The organism is Streptococcus oralis (assembly GCF_003943825.1).
Taxonomy (GTDB): domain Bacteria; phylum Bacillota; class Bacilli; order Lactobacillales; family Streptococcaceae; genus Streptococcus; species Streptococcus oralis_CD.
This window is the reverse complement of sequence record NZ_RJNJ01000006.1, coordinates 33,441-50,423: the sequence shown is the minus strand read 5'-3', so window position 1 is coordinate 50,423 and position 16,983 is coordinate 33,441. Positions and strand designations below refer to the sequence as shown.

Sequence of the window (16,983 nt, the reverse complement as noted above, 5' to 3'; positions counted from 1 at the left end):
TAAGCAGTTTCCTTGACTTTTCCTAGTATTTGCGTTACTATATGTCCATATAAGATATGGGAGTCTGTGTACAGTCTGAGAGGAAGTGTTAAACTTCGACCGCACCTGATCTGGGTAATGCCAGCGTAGGGAACGATACTTAGCCGAATTCTGCACCTTTTCCATATATGATATGGCAAAGGTTTTTCTTTTTGTTCAAAAGAAAAACCGAGAAGAGGAGGTTTTTATGAAAGCAAGCATTGCCTTGCAAGTCTTGCCCCTATCACAGGGGATTAATCGAATTGCTATTATCGATCAGGTGGTTGCTTATCTGCAAGCTCAGTCCGTGACCATGGTGGTGACACCCTTTGAAACGGTCCTGGAAGGGGAGTTGGATGAGCTCATGCGTATTCTCAAAGACGCGCTAGAAGTGGCAGGGCAGGAGGCAGATAATGTCTTTGCCAATGTTAAAATAAATGTAGGAGAGATTTTAAGTATTGATGAGAAACTTGAAAAGTATGATGAGACGACAGATTAGTCTATTGGGTTTTCTAGGAGTCTTGTCAATCTGGCAGTTAGCGGGAATATTCAAACTTTTACCCAAGTTTATCCTGCCAACCCCTTTTGAAATTCTTCAGGCCTTTGTTCGTGACAGAGAATTTCTCTGGCACCATAGCTGGGCGACCTTGAGAGTGGCTTTGCTGGGTCTAGTCTTGGGAGTCTTGATTGCCTGTCTCATGGCGGTGCTTATGGATAGTATGACTTGGCTCAATGATCTTATCTACCCTATGATGGTGGTTATCCAGACCATTCCGACCATTGCCATAGCGCCTATCTTGGTCTTGTGGCTAGGCTATGGGATATTGCCCAAGATTGTCTTGATTATCCTGACGACAACCTTCCCTATAATTGTTAGTATCTTGGACGGTTTTAGGCATTGTGACAAGGATATGCTGACCTTGTTTAGTCTGATGCGAGCCAAGCCTTGGCAAATCCTGTGGCATTTTAAAATCCCTGTCAGTCTGCCTTACTTTTATGCAGGTCTGAGGGTTAGTGTCTCCTACGCCTTTATCACAACAGTGGTATCTGAGTGGTTGGGAGGCTTTGAAGGACTAGGTGTTTATATGATTCAGTCTAAAAAACTGTTTCAGTATGATACCATGTTTGCCATTATTATTCTGGTGTCGATTATCAGCCTTCTCGGTATGAAGTTGGTCGATATTAGTGAAAAATACGTGATTAAATGGAAACGTACTTAAATAGAGCGTTTTAGAAAAAGAAAAGAGGAAATGAAAATGAAGAAAACATGGAAAGTGTTTTTAACGCTTGTAACAGCTCTTGTAGCTGTCTTACTGGTGGCTTGTGGCCAAGGAACTGCTTCTAAGGACAACAAAGAAGCAGAACTCAAAAAGATTGACTTTATCCTAGACTGGACGCCAAATACTAACCACACAGGGCTGTATGTTGCCAAGGAAAAAGGTTATTTCAAAGAAGCTGGAGTGGATGTTGATTTGAAATTGCCACCAGAAGAAAGCTCGTCTGACTTGGTGATCAATGGCAAAGCGCCATTTGCTATCTATTTCCAAGACTACATGGCTAAGAAATTGGAAAAAGGAGCAGGGATTACTGCCGTTGCTGCTATCGTTGAACATAATACATCTGGAATCATCTCACGTAAATCGGACAATGTCAGCAGTCCAAAGGACTTAGTTGGCAAGAAATACGGAACCTGGAATGACCCAACGGAGCTGGCTATGTTGAAAACCTTGGTAGAATCACAAGGTGGAGACTTTGAGAAGGTCGAAAAAGTACCAAATAACGACTCAAACTCAATCACACCAATTGCCAATGGTGTCTTTGACACTGCTTGGATCTACTACGGTTGGGACGGTATTCTTGCAAAATCTCAAGGCGTAGACGCTAACTTCATGTATTTGAAAGACTATGTCAAAGAGTTTGACTACTACTCACCCGTTATCATCGCAAACAACGACTATCTGAAAGACAACAAAGAAGAAGCTCGTAAAGTTATCCAAGCTATCAAAAAAGGCTACCAATACGCTATGGAACACCCAGAGGAAGCAGCCGATATCCTCATCAAGAATGCCCCTGAACTTAAGGAAAAACGTGACTTTGTCATCGAATCTCAAAAATACTTGTCAAAAGAATATGCAAGCGACAAGGAAAAATGGGGACAATTTGATGCAGAACGCTGGAATGCCTTCTACAAATGGGATAAAGAAAATGGCATCCTTAAAGAAGACTTGACAGACAAGGGCTTCACTAACGAATTTGTAAAATAATGACAGAAATTAGACTTGAACATGTAAGCTATGCCTATGGTGAGGAGAAGATTTTAGAGGACATTAACCTGCAGGTGACTTCAGGTGAAGTAGTCTCTATCCTAGGTCCAAGTGGTGTAGGAAAGACCACCCTCTTTAACCTAATCGCTGGGATTTTAGAAGTCCAGTCGGGAAGAATTGTTCTTGATGGCGAGGAGAATCCCAAGGGGCGCGTGAGTTATATGTTGCAAAAGGATCTCCTCTTGGAGCACAAGACAGTCCTTGGCAATATCATTCTGCCTCTCTTGATTCAAAAGGTCGATAAGGCGGAAGCCGTTGCCCGAGCGGATGAAATTCTTGCGACCTTCCAGTTGACAGCTGTACGGGACAAGTATCCTCACGAACTCAGTGGAGGGATGCGTCAGCGTGTGGCCTTGCTTCGTACCTATCTTTTCGGACACAAGCTCTTTCTTCTTGACGAGGCTTTTAGCGCTTTGGATGAGATGACCAAAATGGAACTCCACGCTTGGTATTTGGAGATTCACAAGCAGTTGCAGCTGACGACCCTCATCATCACACATAGTATCGAAGAGGCCCTCAATCTTAGCGACCGCATCTATATCTTGAAAAATCGCCCTGGACAGATTGTTTCAGAAATTAAACTAGATTGGTCTGAAGACGAGGACAAGGAAGTCCAAAAAATTGCCTACAAACGACAAATCTTAGCAGAATTGGGATTAAATACGTAGCTTTTAGGAAATTAGTATATATTAAATCCAAGCGAAATTTTTGCCTGTATTTAATTGTTTCAAAGCTGATGAACATGCATGATTGGGCTTATTATTTAAATAAATGGTAAGTTAATATAAAAATAAATAAATTTTAGTTGACATTTTGTCATGAATCTGTATAATATAATTGAACCATTATAGACAATAAGGAGGATAATGTGGTGAAAAAGAGAACTAGTAAACTCTTTCATGGCTTGATGGCCTTGCTGCTAGTAGTGTCAGTTTTTCTACCTGCACTCAAAGTTAGCACAGTTGTTCAAGCGGAGGAACTACCAGCGAGCAGTTATACAATGAAAACTGTTTCAACAATCAACAATAACAAACTTGTTGATGGCGCTAAGTACGGGGAAGGTAAATTCTATCTTCAACCAACTTATAGTTTCCCAAATGATGTAACCCTCAAAGATGGGGATTACATGGTGTATCATGTTCCAAACGAATTTAAAATTGAAAAAGATTCTGTTACGGAATTGAAAGCACCAGATGGGCAAACAACTATTGCTGAATTGACAACTAGTAGAGCAGATAACACAGCTACTGTCAAAGTAACAAATGCTGCTTACTTTGCTAATTTGTCAGAGAACAAGGCAATTACAGCCTTGTTTACAGTCGTTTGGGCAGATAGTGTTAAATTAAACACTCCTTATCAAATTGATATCCCAGGTGACCAAGTTTATACTTTGACTCGTATCGTCCCAGATGATGACCCAACTGGATTTACTAAATGGGGAGTTCAAGACTCAGACGATCCTAACTATGTAAACTGGCGTATCCGTGTTAACCGCTATGCAAAATCTTACACAGGGGTTAAACTCGAAGATACTATTCCAGAAGGACAAGTTCTTGCGAGTGAAATTACTGGTTACTACTTTACTGAGTGGAACAAAGCTGAAGCTCGTCCAAGACTAGAAGCTGCCCATGTCAACGTTGTTGATGGAAATCACTTTACAATCACTCCAAACGGTGATGGTACAATGGACGGACAAGGTCTCTATATCTTATATAAAACTCGTCTAACTGCTCCTGTTGACAATGCAACTAAAAAAGCATTTAACGATGTTAAAGCGACAACAGATCAAGAAACATTTGATGTTCATGGATTTGCTCCTTTGACAACTACAGAAGGTATCGGTTCAGGTGCGAAGTCTGATGAGGTTGAATTCCAAGTTAAGAAAAAACTTGAAGGAAAAACTCTTGAGGCAGATGCATTTACTTTCCAATTGATTGCTCCAGATGGTTCTGTAACTGAAGCTAAAAACGATGCTGAAGGAAATATTAAATTCCCAACAGTTAAATTCTCTAATGAAGGTACATTCAAATACCAAATTAAAGAAGTAAATGACAACAAAAAAGGCTATACATACGATGATTCAGTACTTGAAGCAGAAGTTACTGTAGCAAACGTGTATGGTCAAAAGATTGCCAGCGTTAAATATAAAGATTCTAAGAAAGAATTTACAAACTCATACGCTGCTAAAGAAGCAAAACTTCAACTTGAAGCTACTAAAGTCTTGAACGGTAAAGCTATTGAGGCTGGTCAATTTGAATTTGAGTTGAAAGAAAACGGAGCAGTTCTCCACACTGTTTCAAACGATGCAAACGGTAAGATTCAATTCCCAGAACTTAAGTTCACACAAGAAGAAACCCGTACATTCACTATCTCTGAAAAAGCAGGTGATGTAGCCGGAGTTGAATACGATCCAAATGCTTATGAAGTAAAAGTAGTCGTTAAAGATAACGGTCAAGGTCAACTTGTTGCAACACCAGATACAAAGAACATTACTTTCACGAACGTTTATAAAGCTAAACCAGCAAAACCTATTATCATCACAGCTACTAAAGTCTTGAACGGTAAAGAGCTTGAAGCTGATAAATACGAGTTTGAACTTAAAGAAAAAGAAAGTGACAAAGTCGTTGCGACAGCTAAAAACGCTGCAGACGGAACTGTTACTTTCAAAGAAATTGAGTTCGCAACAGCAGGTGACTACACTTACACTATCACTGAAAAAGCAGGTAGCGAAAAAGGTGTGACATACGATACTGCTAAACACGAAGTTAAGGTAAAAGTTACAGATAACGGTCAAGGCCAACTTGAGGCGGCTGTTACAGGTGACAACCCAACCTTCACCAACACTTATAAAGCCGCTGAAACAAAAGCTACTATCACGGCTACTAAAGTCTTGGAAGGTAAAGCTCTAGAAGCTGGTAAATATGAGTTTGAACTTAAAGAAGGTGACAAAGTCGTTGCGACAGCTAAGAATGCTGCAGACGGTACTGTGACTTTCGAAGATATCAAGTACGCAGCAGCAGGCAACCACACTTACACTATCTCTGAAAAAGCAGGTAGTGAAGCAGGTGTGACATACGACACTGCTAAACACGAAGTTAAGGTAGCAGTTACAGATAACGGTCAAGGCCAACTTGTTGCGACTGTAACTGACAACAACCCAACCTTCACCAACACTTATAAAGCTGCTTCAACAACTGTAAAGATTACCGCTAAGAAAGTCTTAGAAGGTAAAGCCCTTGAAGCAGGCAAATATGAGTTTGAACTTAAAGAAGGTAACAAAGTAATTGGAACAGCTACAAACGCTGCAGACGGTACTGTTGCTTTCGAAGCAATTAAGTATGCAGCAGCAGGTGAGCACACTTACACTATCTCTGAAAAAGCAGGTAGCGAAGCAGGTGTGACATACGATAAATCTACTCACAATGTAACAGTAAACGTTACAGATAACGGTGCAGGCCAACTTGTTGCGACTGTAACTGACAACAACCCAACCTTCACAAATACTTATGTTGCATCTTCAACACAAGTAACTTTCACAGCTAAGAAAGTCTTGAACGGTGATAAAGAGCTTGTAAAAGATCAGTTTAAGTTTGAACTTAAAGAAGGTGACAAAGTAATCGGAACAGCTACAAACGCTGCAGACGGTACTGTTACTTTCACAGCAATTGAGTACAAAGAAGCAGGTGAGCACACTTACACTATTACTGAAGTAAAAGGTAACGATGAGAATATCAAATATGATGAGAATTCTTACAAAGTGACAGTAACAGTGACAGATAATGGTGCAGGCAAACTTGTAACAACAGTTACAGGTAACAACCCAACAATCACTAACACGTATACTGCACCTAGCGAAGAAAAGCCTAAGGAAGATCCTAAGGGTGAACAGCCTAAGGGAGATTTGCCAAATACTGGTGGAGCAGACTTTACAGTATTCTCTACTATTCTTGGTCTAGTTCTTGCAGCTTTGGCAGGACTTGTATACCGTGCTAAAAAAGTTGACTAATCTTAACTTTGAATAAAGCAAAATGATGGTGACCGTTTTACGGTCCCATCTTTTTGTTTTGGATAGTTTATAATAATCTTCGCAACTCGCTCCCTTTTCCTTTCAAAAAATCAAAAATTTCGGTATAATAGTCAAAGATAGTCAAGGTTCAAAGAAGGAGTTTGATTTACTATGAGATTTAAAAATACATCAGATCATATCGAAGCCTATATCAAGGCGATTTTAGACCAGTCTGGTATCGTGGAATTGCAGCGGAGCCAGTTGGCAGATACCTTCCAGGTTGTACCGAGTCAGATCAACTATGTCATTAAGACCCGCTTTACTGAAAGCAGAGGTTACTTAGTTGAGAGTAAACGAGGTGGTGGAGGCTACATTCGCATAGGGCGTATTGAGTTTTCCAGTCATCATGAGATGCTCCGCGATTTGCTTTACTCGATTGGTGAGCGAGTTAGTCAGGAGATCTATGAGGATATTCTCCAGCTTTTGGTGGAGCAGGATTTGATGACCAAGCAGGAAATGACCTTGCTGACTTCAGTAGCAACGGATCGTGTCCTAGGAGAAGAATCCTCAGTTGTCCGTGCCAATATGCTCCGACAGCTATTACAAGAGGTAGATAGAAAAGAGAAGTAAGATGAACTATTCAAAAGCATTGAATGAATGTATCGAGAGTGCCTACATGGTTGCGAGCCATTTTGGAGCCCGTTATCTAGAGTCATGGCATTTGTTGATTGCCATGTCCAATCACAGTTACAGTGTAGCAGGTGCGACTCTAAATGATTATCCTTATGAAATGGATCGTTTAGAAGAGGTTGCTTTGGAACTGACTGAAACGGACTATAGCCAAGATGAAACCTTTACGGAATTACCTTTTTCCCATCGTTTGGAGGTTCTCTTTGCAGAAGCAGAGTATGTAGCCTCAGTGGTCCATGCAAAGGTGCTAGGGACAGAGCATGTTCTCTATGCGATCTTGCATGATGGTAATGCCTTGGCAACTCGCATCTTGGAGAGAGCAGGCTTTTCTTATGAAGACCAGAAAGATCAGGTCAGAATTGCTGCTCTTCGTCGCAATCTAGAAGGGCGTGCAGGATGGACAAGAGAAGATCTCAAGGCTTTGCGTCAACGTCATCGCACAGTAACTGACAAGCAAAATTCCATGGCCAATATGATGGGCATGCCTCAAGCTCAAAGTGGTGGTCTAGAGGACTACACGCATGACCTGACGGAGCAAGCGCGTTCTGGCAAGTTAGAGCCAGTTATCGGTCGAGACAAGGAAATCTCACGTATGATTCAGATTTTGAGTCGGAAGACCAAGAACAATCCTGTCTTGGTTGGAGATGCGGGTGTCGGGAAAACAGCTTTAGCACTTGGGCTTGCCCAGCGTATTGCCAGTGGGGACGTACCAGCTGAAATGGTCAAGATGCGTGTTCTAGAGCTTGATTTGATGAATGTCGTTGCAGGGACACGTTTCCGTGGTGACTTTGAAGAGCGTATGAACAACATCATCAAGGATATCGAGGAAGATGGCAAAGTGATCCTCTTTATCGATGAACTCCACACCATCATGGGTTCTGGTAGCGGTATTGACTCGACTCTGGATGCAGCCAATATCTTGAAGCCAGCCTTAGCTCGCGGAACTCTGAGAACAGTTGGTGCAACCACTCAGGAAGAATACCAGAAACATATCGAAAAAGATGCTGCCCTTTCTCGTCGGTTTGCCAAAGTGACGATTGAAGAGCCAAGTTTAGCTGACAGCATGATCATTTTGCAAGGTTTGAAAGCGACCTATGAGAAACACCATCGTGTGCAAATCACAGATGAAGCTGTTGAAACAGCTGTTAAGATGGCGCATCGTTACTTGACCAGTCGTCACTTGCCAGACTCTGCTATCGACCTCTTAGATGAAGCAGCAGCAACAGTGCAAAACAAATCCAAGCAGGTGAAAACAGACGAATCCGACTTGAGTCCAGCTGACAAGGCTTTGATGGATGGCAAGTGGAAACAAGCTGCTCAGTTAATCGCAAAAGAGCAGGAAGTCCCTATCTATAAAGACTTGGTAACAGAATCCGATATTTTGACTACCTTGAGTCGCTTGTCAGGGATTCCAGTCCAAAAACTGACTCAGACTGATGCCAAGAAATATCTGAACTTGGAAGCTAAACTACACAAACGTGTCATCGGTCAAGATCAAGCTGTTTCAAGCATTAGCCGTGCGATTCGTCGCAATCAGTCAGGTATTCGCAGTCACAAGCGTCCAATTGGTTCCTTTATGTTCCTAGGGCCGACAGGAGTCGGTAAGACCGAATTGGCCAAGGCTCTGGCAGAAGTCCTCTTTGATGACGAATCAGCCCTTATCCGCTTTGACATGAGTGAGTATATGGAGAAATTCGCAGCTAGCCGTCTCAATGGAGCTCCTCCGGGCTATGTAGGCTACGAAGAAGGTGGGGAGTTGACCGAGAAGGTTCGCAACAAACCATACTCCGTTCTCCTCTTTGATGAGGTAGAGAAGGCCCACCCAGATATCTTTAATGTTCTCTTGCAGGTTCTGGACGACGGTGTTTTGACAGATAGCAAGGGGCGCAAGGTGGACTTTTCAAATACCATTATCATCATGACGTCAAACCTTGGTGCGACGGCTCTTCGTGATGACAAGACTGTTGGCTTTGGCGCTAAAGACATTCGTTTTGACCAGGAAAATATGGAAAAACGAATCTTTGAAGAGTTGAAAAAAGCTTATCGACCAGAGTTTATCAACCGTATTGATGAAAAGGTGGTTTTCCACAGTTTAGATAGCAAACACATGCAAGAAATTGTTAAGATTATGGTGAAACCATTGATTGCTAGCCTGGCAGAGAAGGGTATCGACTTGAAACTGCAAGCTTCGGCACTGAAGTTGCTAGCTAGTCACGGTTACAATCCAGAAATGGGAGCTCGTCCACTTCGCAGAACCCTGCAAACTGAAGTGGAAGACAAGTTGGCAGAACTCCTCCTTAAGGGAGAACTGGTGGCAGGCAAGACCCTCAAGATTGGTGTCAAAGCTGGTAAACTAAAATTTGATATTGCTTAAAAATGGAGAATCAGGAGCAATCCTGATTCTTTTTTGTTACTTTTTTATAAAAAATGATAAAAAACTATTGACAAAACAAAAATATAGTATATAATAAAAACATAGAAAACAAAAATATCAAAAAATATAAAAAGGTAAAACGTTTATGAAAAAGAAAACAGCAGTGGTGTTTGGGACCTTTGCCCCTCTCCATCAGGGGCATATCGATCTGATCCAGCGAGCGAAGCGTCAGTGTGACCAGGTCTGGGTAGTCGTGTCAGGCTACGAGGGAGACCGAGGTGAGCAGGTAGGTTTAAGTCTTCAAAAACGATTTCGCTATATCCGAGAGGCTTTTCGTGATGACGAATTGACCTCTGTCTGCAAGCTGGATGAGACCAAGCTTCCCCGTTATCCTATGGGCTGGCAAGAGTGGTTGGATCAGATGTTAGCGGAGATTTCCTATGATGAAACCCAGCAAGAACTGACTTTCTTTGTGGGAGAAGAAGACTACCAGCAAGAGTTATCTAAGCGTGGATTTGGCACCGTCTTGCAAGAAAGAAAGTTTGGTATCTCAGCGACTGTGATTCGAGAAAATCCAAGCAAATATTGGAAATACATCGCTCAGCCCTTCCGTCGTCAGTTTACCAAGAAAGTCTTGATCATGGGAAGTGCCAGTAATGGGAAGACCACTCTAGCCAAGGATTTGGCAAGGTATTACGATGCGCCCGTTAGTCTGGAATACGCGCGTGAGTACCAGATCAAAAACAATGTCCGCGACGATGAATTGACTCCAAAGGATTATTATTATCTCCTTTTAGGACAGTATGACCAGACCTCCAAGTTAATCGACAGCAATGCCAATCGAGGCCTAGTGATAGCCGATACCAACTCCTTGGTAACCAAGGGCTACTATGACTATTACATGGAGGCTGAGGATCAAGAGGACTTATCAGGAGAAACCTTTGACAATCTCTTTGTTTCGATTTTGGCTAAGGAAAAATGGGACTTGATTCTCTTTGTGCAACCTGTCGGCTCCTATGTCAATGACGGGTTCAGAGATATGACCATGGCGGAAGACCATATTCGTCACAGTTTTTCCCAGCATCTGGATCAGATGAGGGAGCGATATTTAACCACCATTCCTTTAGTTTATCTAGCGGAGGATTACCTAGGCAATTATGAAGCAGCAAAAGTGGCTATCGATGCCATTTACCAAGCAGATTAGGAGAAAATGATGAAAACAGTAACTAAAAAAATCACACAATTTATCGAAAATTTTAAAAATGTCCATGCAGAAGCCCGCAAGATTGGTCTTGCAGGAATCATGCGCCTGCTTTGGAAAGATCTCTTTGTCGGTCGCAGTCTTTTCCAGTGGTTGTATCTCATCGCTTTGTCGAGTGTTCCCTTGATCTTGGAGTTCACGCAAAATGCAGAAAGCCATGACTGGTTGAGCTTGTTTGCATCTTGGACTGGGATTGTCTGTGTTATCTTGGTAGCAGAAGGGCGTGCAAGCAACTATCTCTTTGGGGCCATTAACTCGGCTATCTACTTGATCTTGGCCATGAATGCGACTTTTTATGGAGAAGTCTTGACGACTGTTTACTTCTTTGTCATGCAGCCGATTGGTCTCTATGCTTGGTTGTCCAATCGTATCAATGAACAGGAAAAACCAGAAGAATCCCACTTTGAAGCTAAGAAATTATCTGTTCTTGACTGGCTCAAGTACTTAGCCTTGACTGCCATTATCTGGATTGGTATGGGCTTGGCTTATCAAAGTATCAATAGTGCTCGCCCTTTCCGTGATAGTGTTACCGATGCGACCAATGGTGTTGGTCAGCTCTTGATGACACGTCTTTACCGTGAGCAATGGATTTTCTGGATTGCAACCAATCTCTTTAGTATTTATCTCTGGTGGGGTGAAAATATCCACATTCAAGGGATGTACTGGGTTTACACACTCAATAGTCTAGTGGGTTGGTACCAATGGACTAAGGCAGTTCGAAAGGAGGCATAAGATGACAGACACAAAGATTCCAGCCGGGATGACGGAAAAAGAATATTATGAAATCCATGCCAGTCAGGAGGAGTTTTTAGACTGGTACTACAAGCAGGAACTCCCTCAATATGAAAAACCAAGTGTGACAGTGGATATGGTAGCCTACTGCTTTGTCGAAGGAAAGATCAAGCTCTTGCTAATCCGTCGCAAGGCTCACCCTTATCAAAACTGTTTGGCTTTGGTTGGAGGCTTTATGGACAAGGGAGAGGACGCTGCACATGCCTGTCAGCGCGAAGTGAGAGAGGAAGTCAATCTCGATCTACCTTTGGAAAAAATCGAGCAATTGATGACCGTATCGACTCCCGGGCGTGATCCGCGGGGTTGGACGGTGACCATTGCCCACTTAGTGTACCTACCTAGTCGTGCCTTAGACCTCGTTCAGGCAGGTGACGATGCCAAGGATGTGGTTTTTGTAGATGTCGATTTTCAGACAGGCAAATGCTACCTAGATGGAGTCGAGCTGGACGAGCAAGCCTTCGCCTTTGACCATTATGCCATTATCCAAGAATCCATCAAACGAATCCAAGGCCGTCTCGACTGGAACCCGACCTTCCTCTATCTGCTGGAGGAGGAGTTTACTGTCTACGAAGGGACTGAGCTGGTCAATCTCATCAACCCCGGTCGGTCCATCGTCAGCAATAACTTTCTCGTAAAATACGGAGAATATGTAGAAGAAGTCGGACTCAAACGGGTACCCAAAAAGAAACCAAGAAAAACCTATCGATTGAAATAAAGAGGTCGGGACAAAGTTCCCGACCTCTTTATTTATCATCATTTTTTATGAATGGTTATCTTTCTTAGGATTACTCAACATGTGAGTAAAGAAGTCTTTATATCGATACTTGAGATAGTTCTCATGTAAAAATAACAAAGCGATATAAACAATCATAAAGATTATAGTCAGATAGAAGACATCAAATGCAGTTCGCGCATAGTAAGTGGCTGATTGATAAGAGCCAATAGCTCCCAAAATCAACCAAGGAAGATACTTGTAATACTTATTTAGCATAAGAGTGCACCTCCTATATTCTATTTCGATGTTATTATATTCCTTTGTCTAATGCAATGCAAGCGATTACACAAAGGTGATGTAAAAAATAGGACTCTAATCTAAGAAATTTTCTATTTTTTCGTTTCAATTACGAATAGAAATAGTAGAGAGAAATTTTTTTAAAATAGTTTCTCTAAATAGTTGACAGATTCAAAGCCCAATGTTACAATTATATTACAAAAAGATTTCTTAACATTTCAAAAATGTTACAAAGGAGTAGAAAAATGAAAAAGAAAACCTATATCAAATTGATGGCAGCGACTGTATTGGCTTCTACCTTGCTACTGGGAGCTTGTGGAAATAAAAACGAAACCACTCAAACCAGCAGCTCTGCCAAGACAAGTCAATCATCAAGTTCTAAAGCAGCTTCTTCTAGCAAAGAAAGCAAGACACAAAAATCTTCAAGCTCAGCTTCATCTGAAAAGGCTCAGGCATCTTCTGGTCAGTCTTCTACAACGGCAGATCAGTCACAAGCGAAACCAGCACCTGAATCAAGACAAGAACAAGCAGCTCCTAGTCAACAAGCCCCATCTCAGGCACCTTCAACTCAGCAAGGTTCTCAAGCCCAGTCTAACCAGTCAGGCTATGATCCAACAACTGACCGCCAACTTCAAGACAAGCAAGCAGAACACAACAAACGCTACAAGGGTGTTTTAACCATGGTCGATGGTGATTTCTCAGCAGCTACAGGCAACTGGAAGGGAGCAAATGGCGAAACTATTACGGTTTCATCAGGGGGCCAATTTACAGTAGAAACTGCAGATGGAAAGAAAGAAAACTATTCTATCAGAGGCTACTCTTACACCCTTGATGATGGCAAGTATAATGCCAAAATCGGTGGAGGAAAAATCATCCAAATTACAACAGGTGCGGATGGTAAAGTTTCGAGCGTTGCCTTGATTCAATAATAGTATCTAGATTTTCCTAGGATCTAAAAAACCGTAAACTCCAAGCGAGTTACGGTTTTTTCTATTATGCTTTATCTAACTGTAAGAGGGCTTCAATCTCTGCTAGGGTGCTAGCTTGTGAAATGGCTCCACGAAGTTTGGCAGCGCCAGATGTTCCCCGGAGGTAGTGCGGAGCGAGGCCGCGGAATTCACGAACGGCTACGTTTTCTCCTTTGAGGTTAATCAAGCGTTTTAAGTGTTCGTAGGCGATTTTCATCTTGTCTTCAAAAGTCAAATCAGGGAGAATTTCTCCTGTTTCAAAGTAGTGGTTGATCTGATTGAAGAGATAGGGATTTCCCATGGCTGCACGACCAATCATGACAGCGTCAGCCCCGACTTCTTCGATACGCTGTTTGGCTTCTTGGACAGTGCGGATGTCACCGTTGGCGATGAATGGAATCTTGGTCAAAGCTTGAGCAACCTTGTGAAGGGTCTCGAGGTCTGCGTGACCTGTGTACATTTGTTCGCGGGTACGGCCATGCATAGCGAGGGCAGAGACACCTGCAGCCTCTGCAGCGAGGGCATTTTCCACGGCTAGGGATGGATCAGACCAGCCAGTGCGCATTTTGACAGTGAGGGGGATATCAAGGACAGATTGGACCTTGTTGATAATAGAGTAGATCTTGTCTGGATCCTTGAGCCACATAGCGCCAGCTTCGTTTTTCACGATTTTGTTAACTGGGCAGCCCATGTTGATATCGACGATATCAGTCTTGGTGTTTTCTTGGATGAATTCTGCTGCGCGTGCGAGGCTATCTTCATCGCTACCAAAAAGTTGGATAGAGACAGGGTTCTCTCCTTCATCGATATGCAGCATATGCAGGGTTTTTTCATTGTTGTATTGGATTCCCTTGTCAGAGACCATTTCCATCACAACGAGTCCAGCCCCGAGCTCTTTTGCGATGGTACGAAAGGCTGAGTTGGTGACACCAGCCATGGGTGCTAAAACGGTACGATTGGGAATCTCAACATTGCCAATCATAAAAGGTGTATTAAGATTTGTCACGAATGAGTTCCTCCAGGTCGTTTTCATCAAAGTTATAAGTTGTTTGGCAGAATTGACAAGTGATTTCTGCCCCGTGGTCTTCCTCTTTCATTTCCTCCAGGTCTGAATTTGGAAGGCTGGCAAGAGCGTTCAAAAAGCGGTCTTTGCTGCAGTCACACTGGAAACGAATTTCTTCTTCAGATAGGCGTTTGTAGGATTCGTCACCATAGATAGCCTTGAGGAGGGCTTCGATATGGTCGTCGCTTTCCAGAAGGGTTGAGATAGCTGGCATTTCTTGGATGCGTTTCTCAAAGCGAGCAATCTCTTCTTCCTTGGCTCCTGGCAATACTTGGAGAAGGAAACCTCCGGCAACTTTGACCTTGTCGTCTTTATCCAAAAGAACATTGAGGCCGACTGCTGAAGGAGTTTGTTGGCTTTCTGTCAGGTAATAGGCCAAGTCTTCACCGATTTCCCCAGAGATGAGAGGAGTCATGGAGTTGTAAGGATTTCCAGTGCCATAGTCTGTGATAACGAGAAATTGGCCATTGCCGACAAAAGGACCGACTAGGACTTCACCCGTTGCAGTTTTTTTGATATCTACACCTGGATTTTGAACGTAGCCTTTGACGTTGCCCTTGGTATCTGCAACCGTGATGATGGCGCCGAGAGAGCTAGAGCCCAGAACTTTAACAGTTAGTTTGGTATTTCCTTTTTCATTGGCTGCGAGAATTTGGCTAGCGATAAGGGTGCGACCAAGTGCAACAGTTGAACTGGCTTGAGTTTGATGTTTTTCTTGAGCAGTGCGGACGGTTTCAGTGCTATCAAGGACAAAAGCACGAAAGGCTCCGCTTTCTGATATTGTTTTAATAATTTTATCCATAGCTACTATTTTAGCATAAAAATGCCCAAAGGGGGAGTCGTGTGTTTGCTGTTTCTGTGGAATAATGACGAGGAAATCAACCTTAAAATAAAATGAGAAACAGATTATTTCAGCATTTGAAAGATTTATGCTATGCTTGTAGGAGAAAATGAAAGGGGTAACAAATGTATTTAGGTGATTTGATGGAAAAAGCCGAATCTGGTCAATTTTTAGTCCTTTCCTTTCTATTACAAGATTCGCAGACAACAGTCAAGAAAGCCATGGAAGAAACAGGTTTTTCAAAGGCGACCTTAACCAAGTATATCTCTCTGATTAACGAAAATGCCTTGGAAAGAGGTTTAGAGCTGACCATCCACTTGGAAGATGAAAATCTGCGTTTGTCGATTGGTGCGGCTACCAAGGGGAGAGAGATTCGGAGCTTGTTTTTAGACAATGCCATTAAGTACCAAATTTTGGTTTACCTTCTCTATCACCAACAGTTTCTAGCTCATCAGTTGGCTCAAGAATTGATGATTAGCGAGGCCACGCTTGGTCGCCACTTAGCTAGTCTAAATCAGATTTTGTCAGAGTTTGACTTATCCATCCAAAATGGCCGTTGGCGAGGTCCGGAGCATCAGATTCGCTATTTCTATTTCTGTCTTTTCCGAAAGGTTTGGTCCAGTCAGGAATGGGAAGATCACATGCAGAAAGCTGAGAGAAAACAAGAGATTGCTACCCTAGAAGAAATCTGCGGTGCTAGCTTGTCTTCAGGTCAGAAATTGGACTTGGTTCTCTGGGCTCACATCAGTCAACAGCGCCTTCGGGTTAACGCCTGTCAGTTTCAAGTCATAGAAGAAAAAATGCGAGGGTATTTTGACAATATTTTCTACCTTCGTTTGCTGAGAAAGGCTCCGTCCTTTTTTGCTGGGCAACACATCCCTCTAGGAACTGAGGATGGTGAGATGATGGTATTCTTTTCATTTCTCCTTTCCCACCGTATCTTGCCCCTTCATACTATGGAGTATATCCTTGGTTTTGGAGGGCAGTTAGCCGATTTGCTAACGCAATTGATTCAAGAGATGAAGAAAGAGGAGTTGCTGGGGGACTACACAGAGGACCATGTCACCTATGAACTCAGTCAGCTTTGTGGTCAAGTTTATCTATACAAGGGCTATATCTTGCAAGATCAGTACAGATACCAGACAGAGAATCGGCATCCCTATTTGCTGATGGAACATGATTTTAGAGGAACTGCAGAGAGAATTTTTCATATTTTGCCTACCTTTCAACAGGGGACGGATTTGGATAAGAAAATTCTCTGGGAATGGCTCCAGTTGATAGAGTATATGGCAGAAAATGGTGGCCAACATATGAGGATTGGTCTGGATTTGACATCTGGTTTCCTTGTCTTTTCTAGGATGGCTGCCCTTTTGAAACGGTATTTGGAATACAATCGTTTTATTGCCATTGAAGCCTATGACCCTAGTCGACATTATGATTTGTTAATTACCAACAACCCGATTCATAAGAAGGAACAGACACCAGTTTATTATTTAAAAAATGACTTGGATATCGAGGATTTGGCAAAGATTCGCCAGATGCTCTTTGCATAAAAGGCCTGAATTTTCAGGTCTTTTTTGTGAAATTCGCACAATCTCCTCACATTTTTTTAAAATTTAAAAAAAATTGATGAA

The 16,983-nt window shown here is 42.4% G+C and carries 15 protein-coding genes; 12 read left to right on the top strand and 3 right to left on the bottom strand.

Annotated elements, in window-relative coordinates; all coding sequences use genetic code 11:
• The first annotated feature begins 226 nt into the window (after positions 1–226).
• The 10 genes from D8863_RS06520 (at position 227) to D8863_RS06475 (ending at position 12,180) form a co-directional block, all read left to right on the top strand.
• Complete coding sequence (locus D8863_RS06520) at positions 227–517, top strand: thiamine-binding protein (protein WP_125388532.1); 291 nt, start codon at positions 227–229, stop codon at positions 515–517.
• Positions 480–1,238 (top strand): ABC transporter permease, encoded by a 759-nt coding sequence (locus tag D8863_RS06515; protein ID WP_180364058.1) that lies wholly within the window; start codon positions 480–482, stop codon positions 1,236–1,238. Before D8863_RS06520 ends, D8863_RS06515 begins: the two co-directional genes overlap by 38 nt.
• 36 nt (positions 1,239–1,274) lie before the next feature.
• Positions 1,275–2,282 (top strand): ABC transporter substrate-binding protein, encoded by a 1,008-nt coding sequence (locus tag D8863_RS06510; RefSeq protein WP_125441432.1) that lies wholly within the window; start codon positions 1,275–1,277, stop codon positions 2,280–2,282.
• Complete coding sequence (locus D8863_RS06505) at positions 2,282–3,010, top strand: ABC transporter ATP-binding protein (protein WP_071851766.1); 729 nt, start codon at positions 2,282–2,284, stop codon at positions 3,008–3,010. Before D8863_RS06510 ends, D8863_RS06505 begins: the two co-directional genes overlap by 1 nt.
• A gap of 203 nt (positions 3,011–3,213) precedes the next feature.
• Complete coding sequence (locus tag D8863_RS06500) at positions 3,214–6,348, top strand: Spy0128 family protein (RefSeq protein WP_260469752.1); 3,135 nt, start codon at positions 3,214–3,216, stop codon at positions 6,346–6,348.
• 171 nt (positions 6,349–6,519) lie between these two features.
• Complete coding sequence (locus tag D8863_RS06495; RefSeq protein WP_001211263.1) at positions 6,520–6,978, top strand: CtsR family transcriptional regulator; 459 nt, start codon at positions 6,520–6,522, stop codon at positions 6,976–6,978.
• A 1-nt stretch (position 6,979) separates the two neighbouring features.
• On the top strand, positions 6,980–9,412 hold the full coding sequence (locus tag D8863_RS06490; protein ID WP_125441430.1) for an ATP-dependent Clp protease ATP-binding subunit: 2,433 nt from the start codon (positions 6,980–6,982) through the stop codon (positions 9,410–9,412).
• A 145-nt stretch (positions 9,413–9,557) separates the two neighbouring features.
• Positions 9,558–10,616, top strand: a complete 1,059-nt coding sequence (locus D8863_RS06485; RefSeq protein ID WP_125441429.1) for an AAA family ATPase — start codon at positions 9,558–9,560, stop codon at positions 10,614–10,616.
• Between the two features lie 9 nt (positions 10,617–10,625).
• Complete coding sequence (pnuC, locus tag D8863_RS06480; protein WP_125441428.1) at positions 10,626–11,405, top strand: nicotinamide riboside transporter PnuC; 780 nt, start codon at positions 10,626–10,628, stop codon at positions 11,403–11,405.
• 1 nt (position 11,406) lies between these two features.
• Positions 11,407–12,180, top strand: a complete 774-nt coding sequence (locus D8863_RS06475; RefSeq protein WP_125441427.1) for an NUDIX domain-containing protein — start codon at positions 11,407–11,409, stop codon at positions 12,178–12,180.
• Positions 12,181–12,225: 45 nt separating this feature from the next.
• Here the strand turns inward: D8863_RS06475 and D8863_RS06470 are convergent, their stop codons facing one another.
• Entirely contained in the window at positions 12,226–12,456 is a 231-nt protein-coding gene (locus D8863_RS06470) for a hypothetical protein (protein WP_125423602.1), read from the bottom strand.
• A 266-nt stretch (positions 12,457–12,722) separates the two neighbouring features.
• Here D8863_RS06470 and D8863_RS06465 point away from each other — a divergent pair, with 266 nt between their 5' ends.
• A complete protein-coding gene (locus tag D8863_RS06465) occupies positions 12,723–13,406 on the top strand; it encodes a hypothetical protein (protein WP_049490533.1) in 684 nt (227 codons plus the stop codon).
• Positions 13,407–13,470: 64 nt separating this feature from the next.
• On the opposite strand, the gene dusB is transcribed toward D8863_RS06465, so the two are convergent.
• Both dusB and hslO read right to left on the bottom strand, forming a co-directional pair.
• Positions 13,471–14,451, bottom strand: a complete 981-nt coding sequence (gene dusB, locus D8863_RS06460; protein WP_000183317.1) for a tRNA dihydrouridine synthase DusB — start codon at positions 14,449–14,451, stop codon at positions 13,471–13,473.
• Positions 14,438–15,310: an Hsp33 family molecular chaperone HslO gene (gene hslO / locus D8863_RS06455; protein WP_125441426.1), complete on the bottom strand. Its 873-nt coding sequence runs from the start codon at positions 15,308–15,310 to the stop codon at positions 14,438–14,440. The genes dusB and hslO overlap by 14 nt, the downstream gene beginning before the upstream one ends.
• Before the next feature lie 164 nt (positions 15,311–15,474).
• Here hslO and D8863_RS06450 point away from each other — a divergent pair, with 164 nt between their 5' ends.
• Positions 15,475–16,902 (top strand): AcpB/EbpR/MafR family transcriptional regulator, encoded by a 1,428-nt coding sequence (locus tag D8863_RS06450; RefSeq protein WP_125441425.1) that lies wholly within the window; start codon positions 15,475–15,477, stop codon positions 16,900–16,902.
• Positions 16,903–16,983 lie beyond the last annotated feature (81 nt).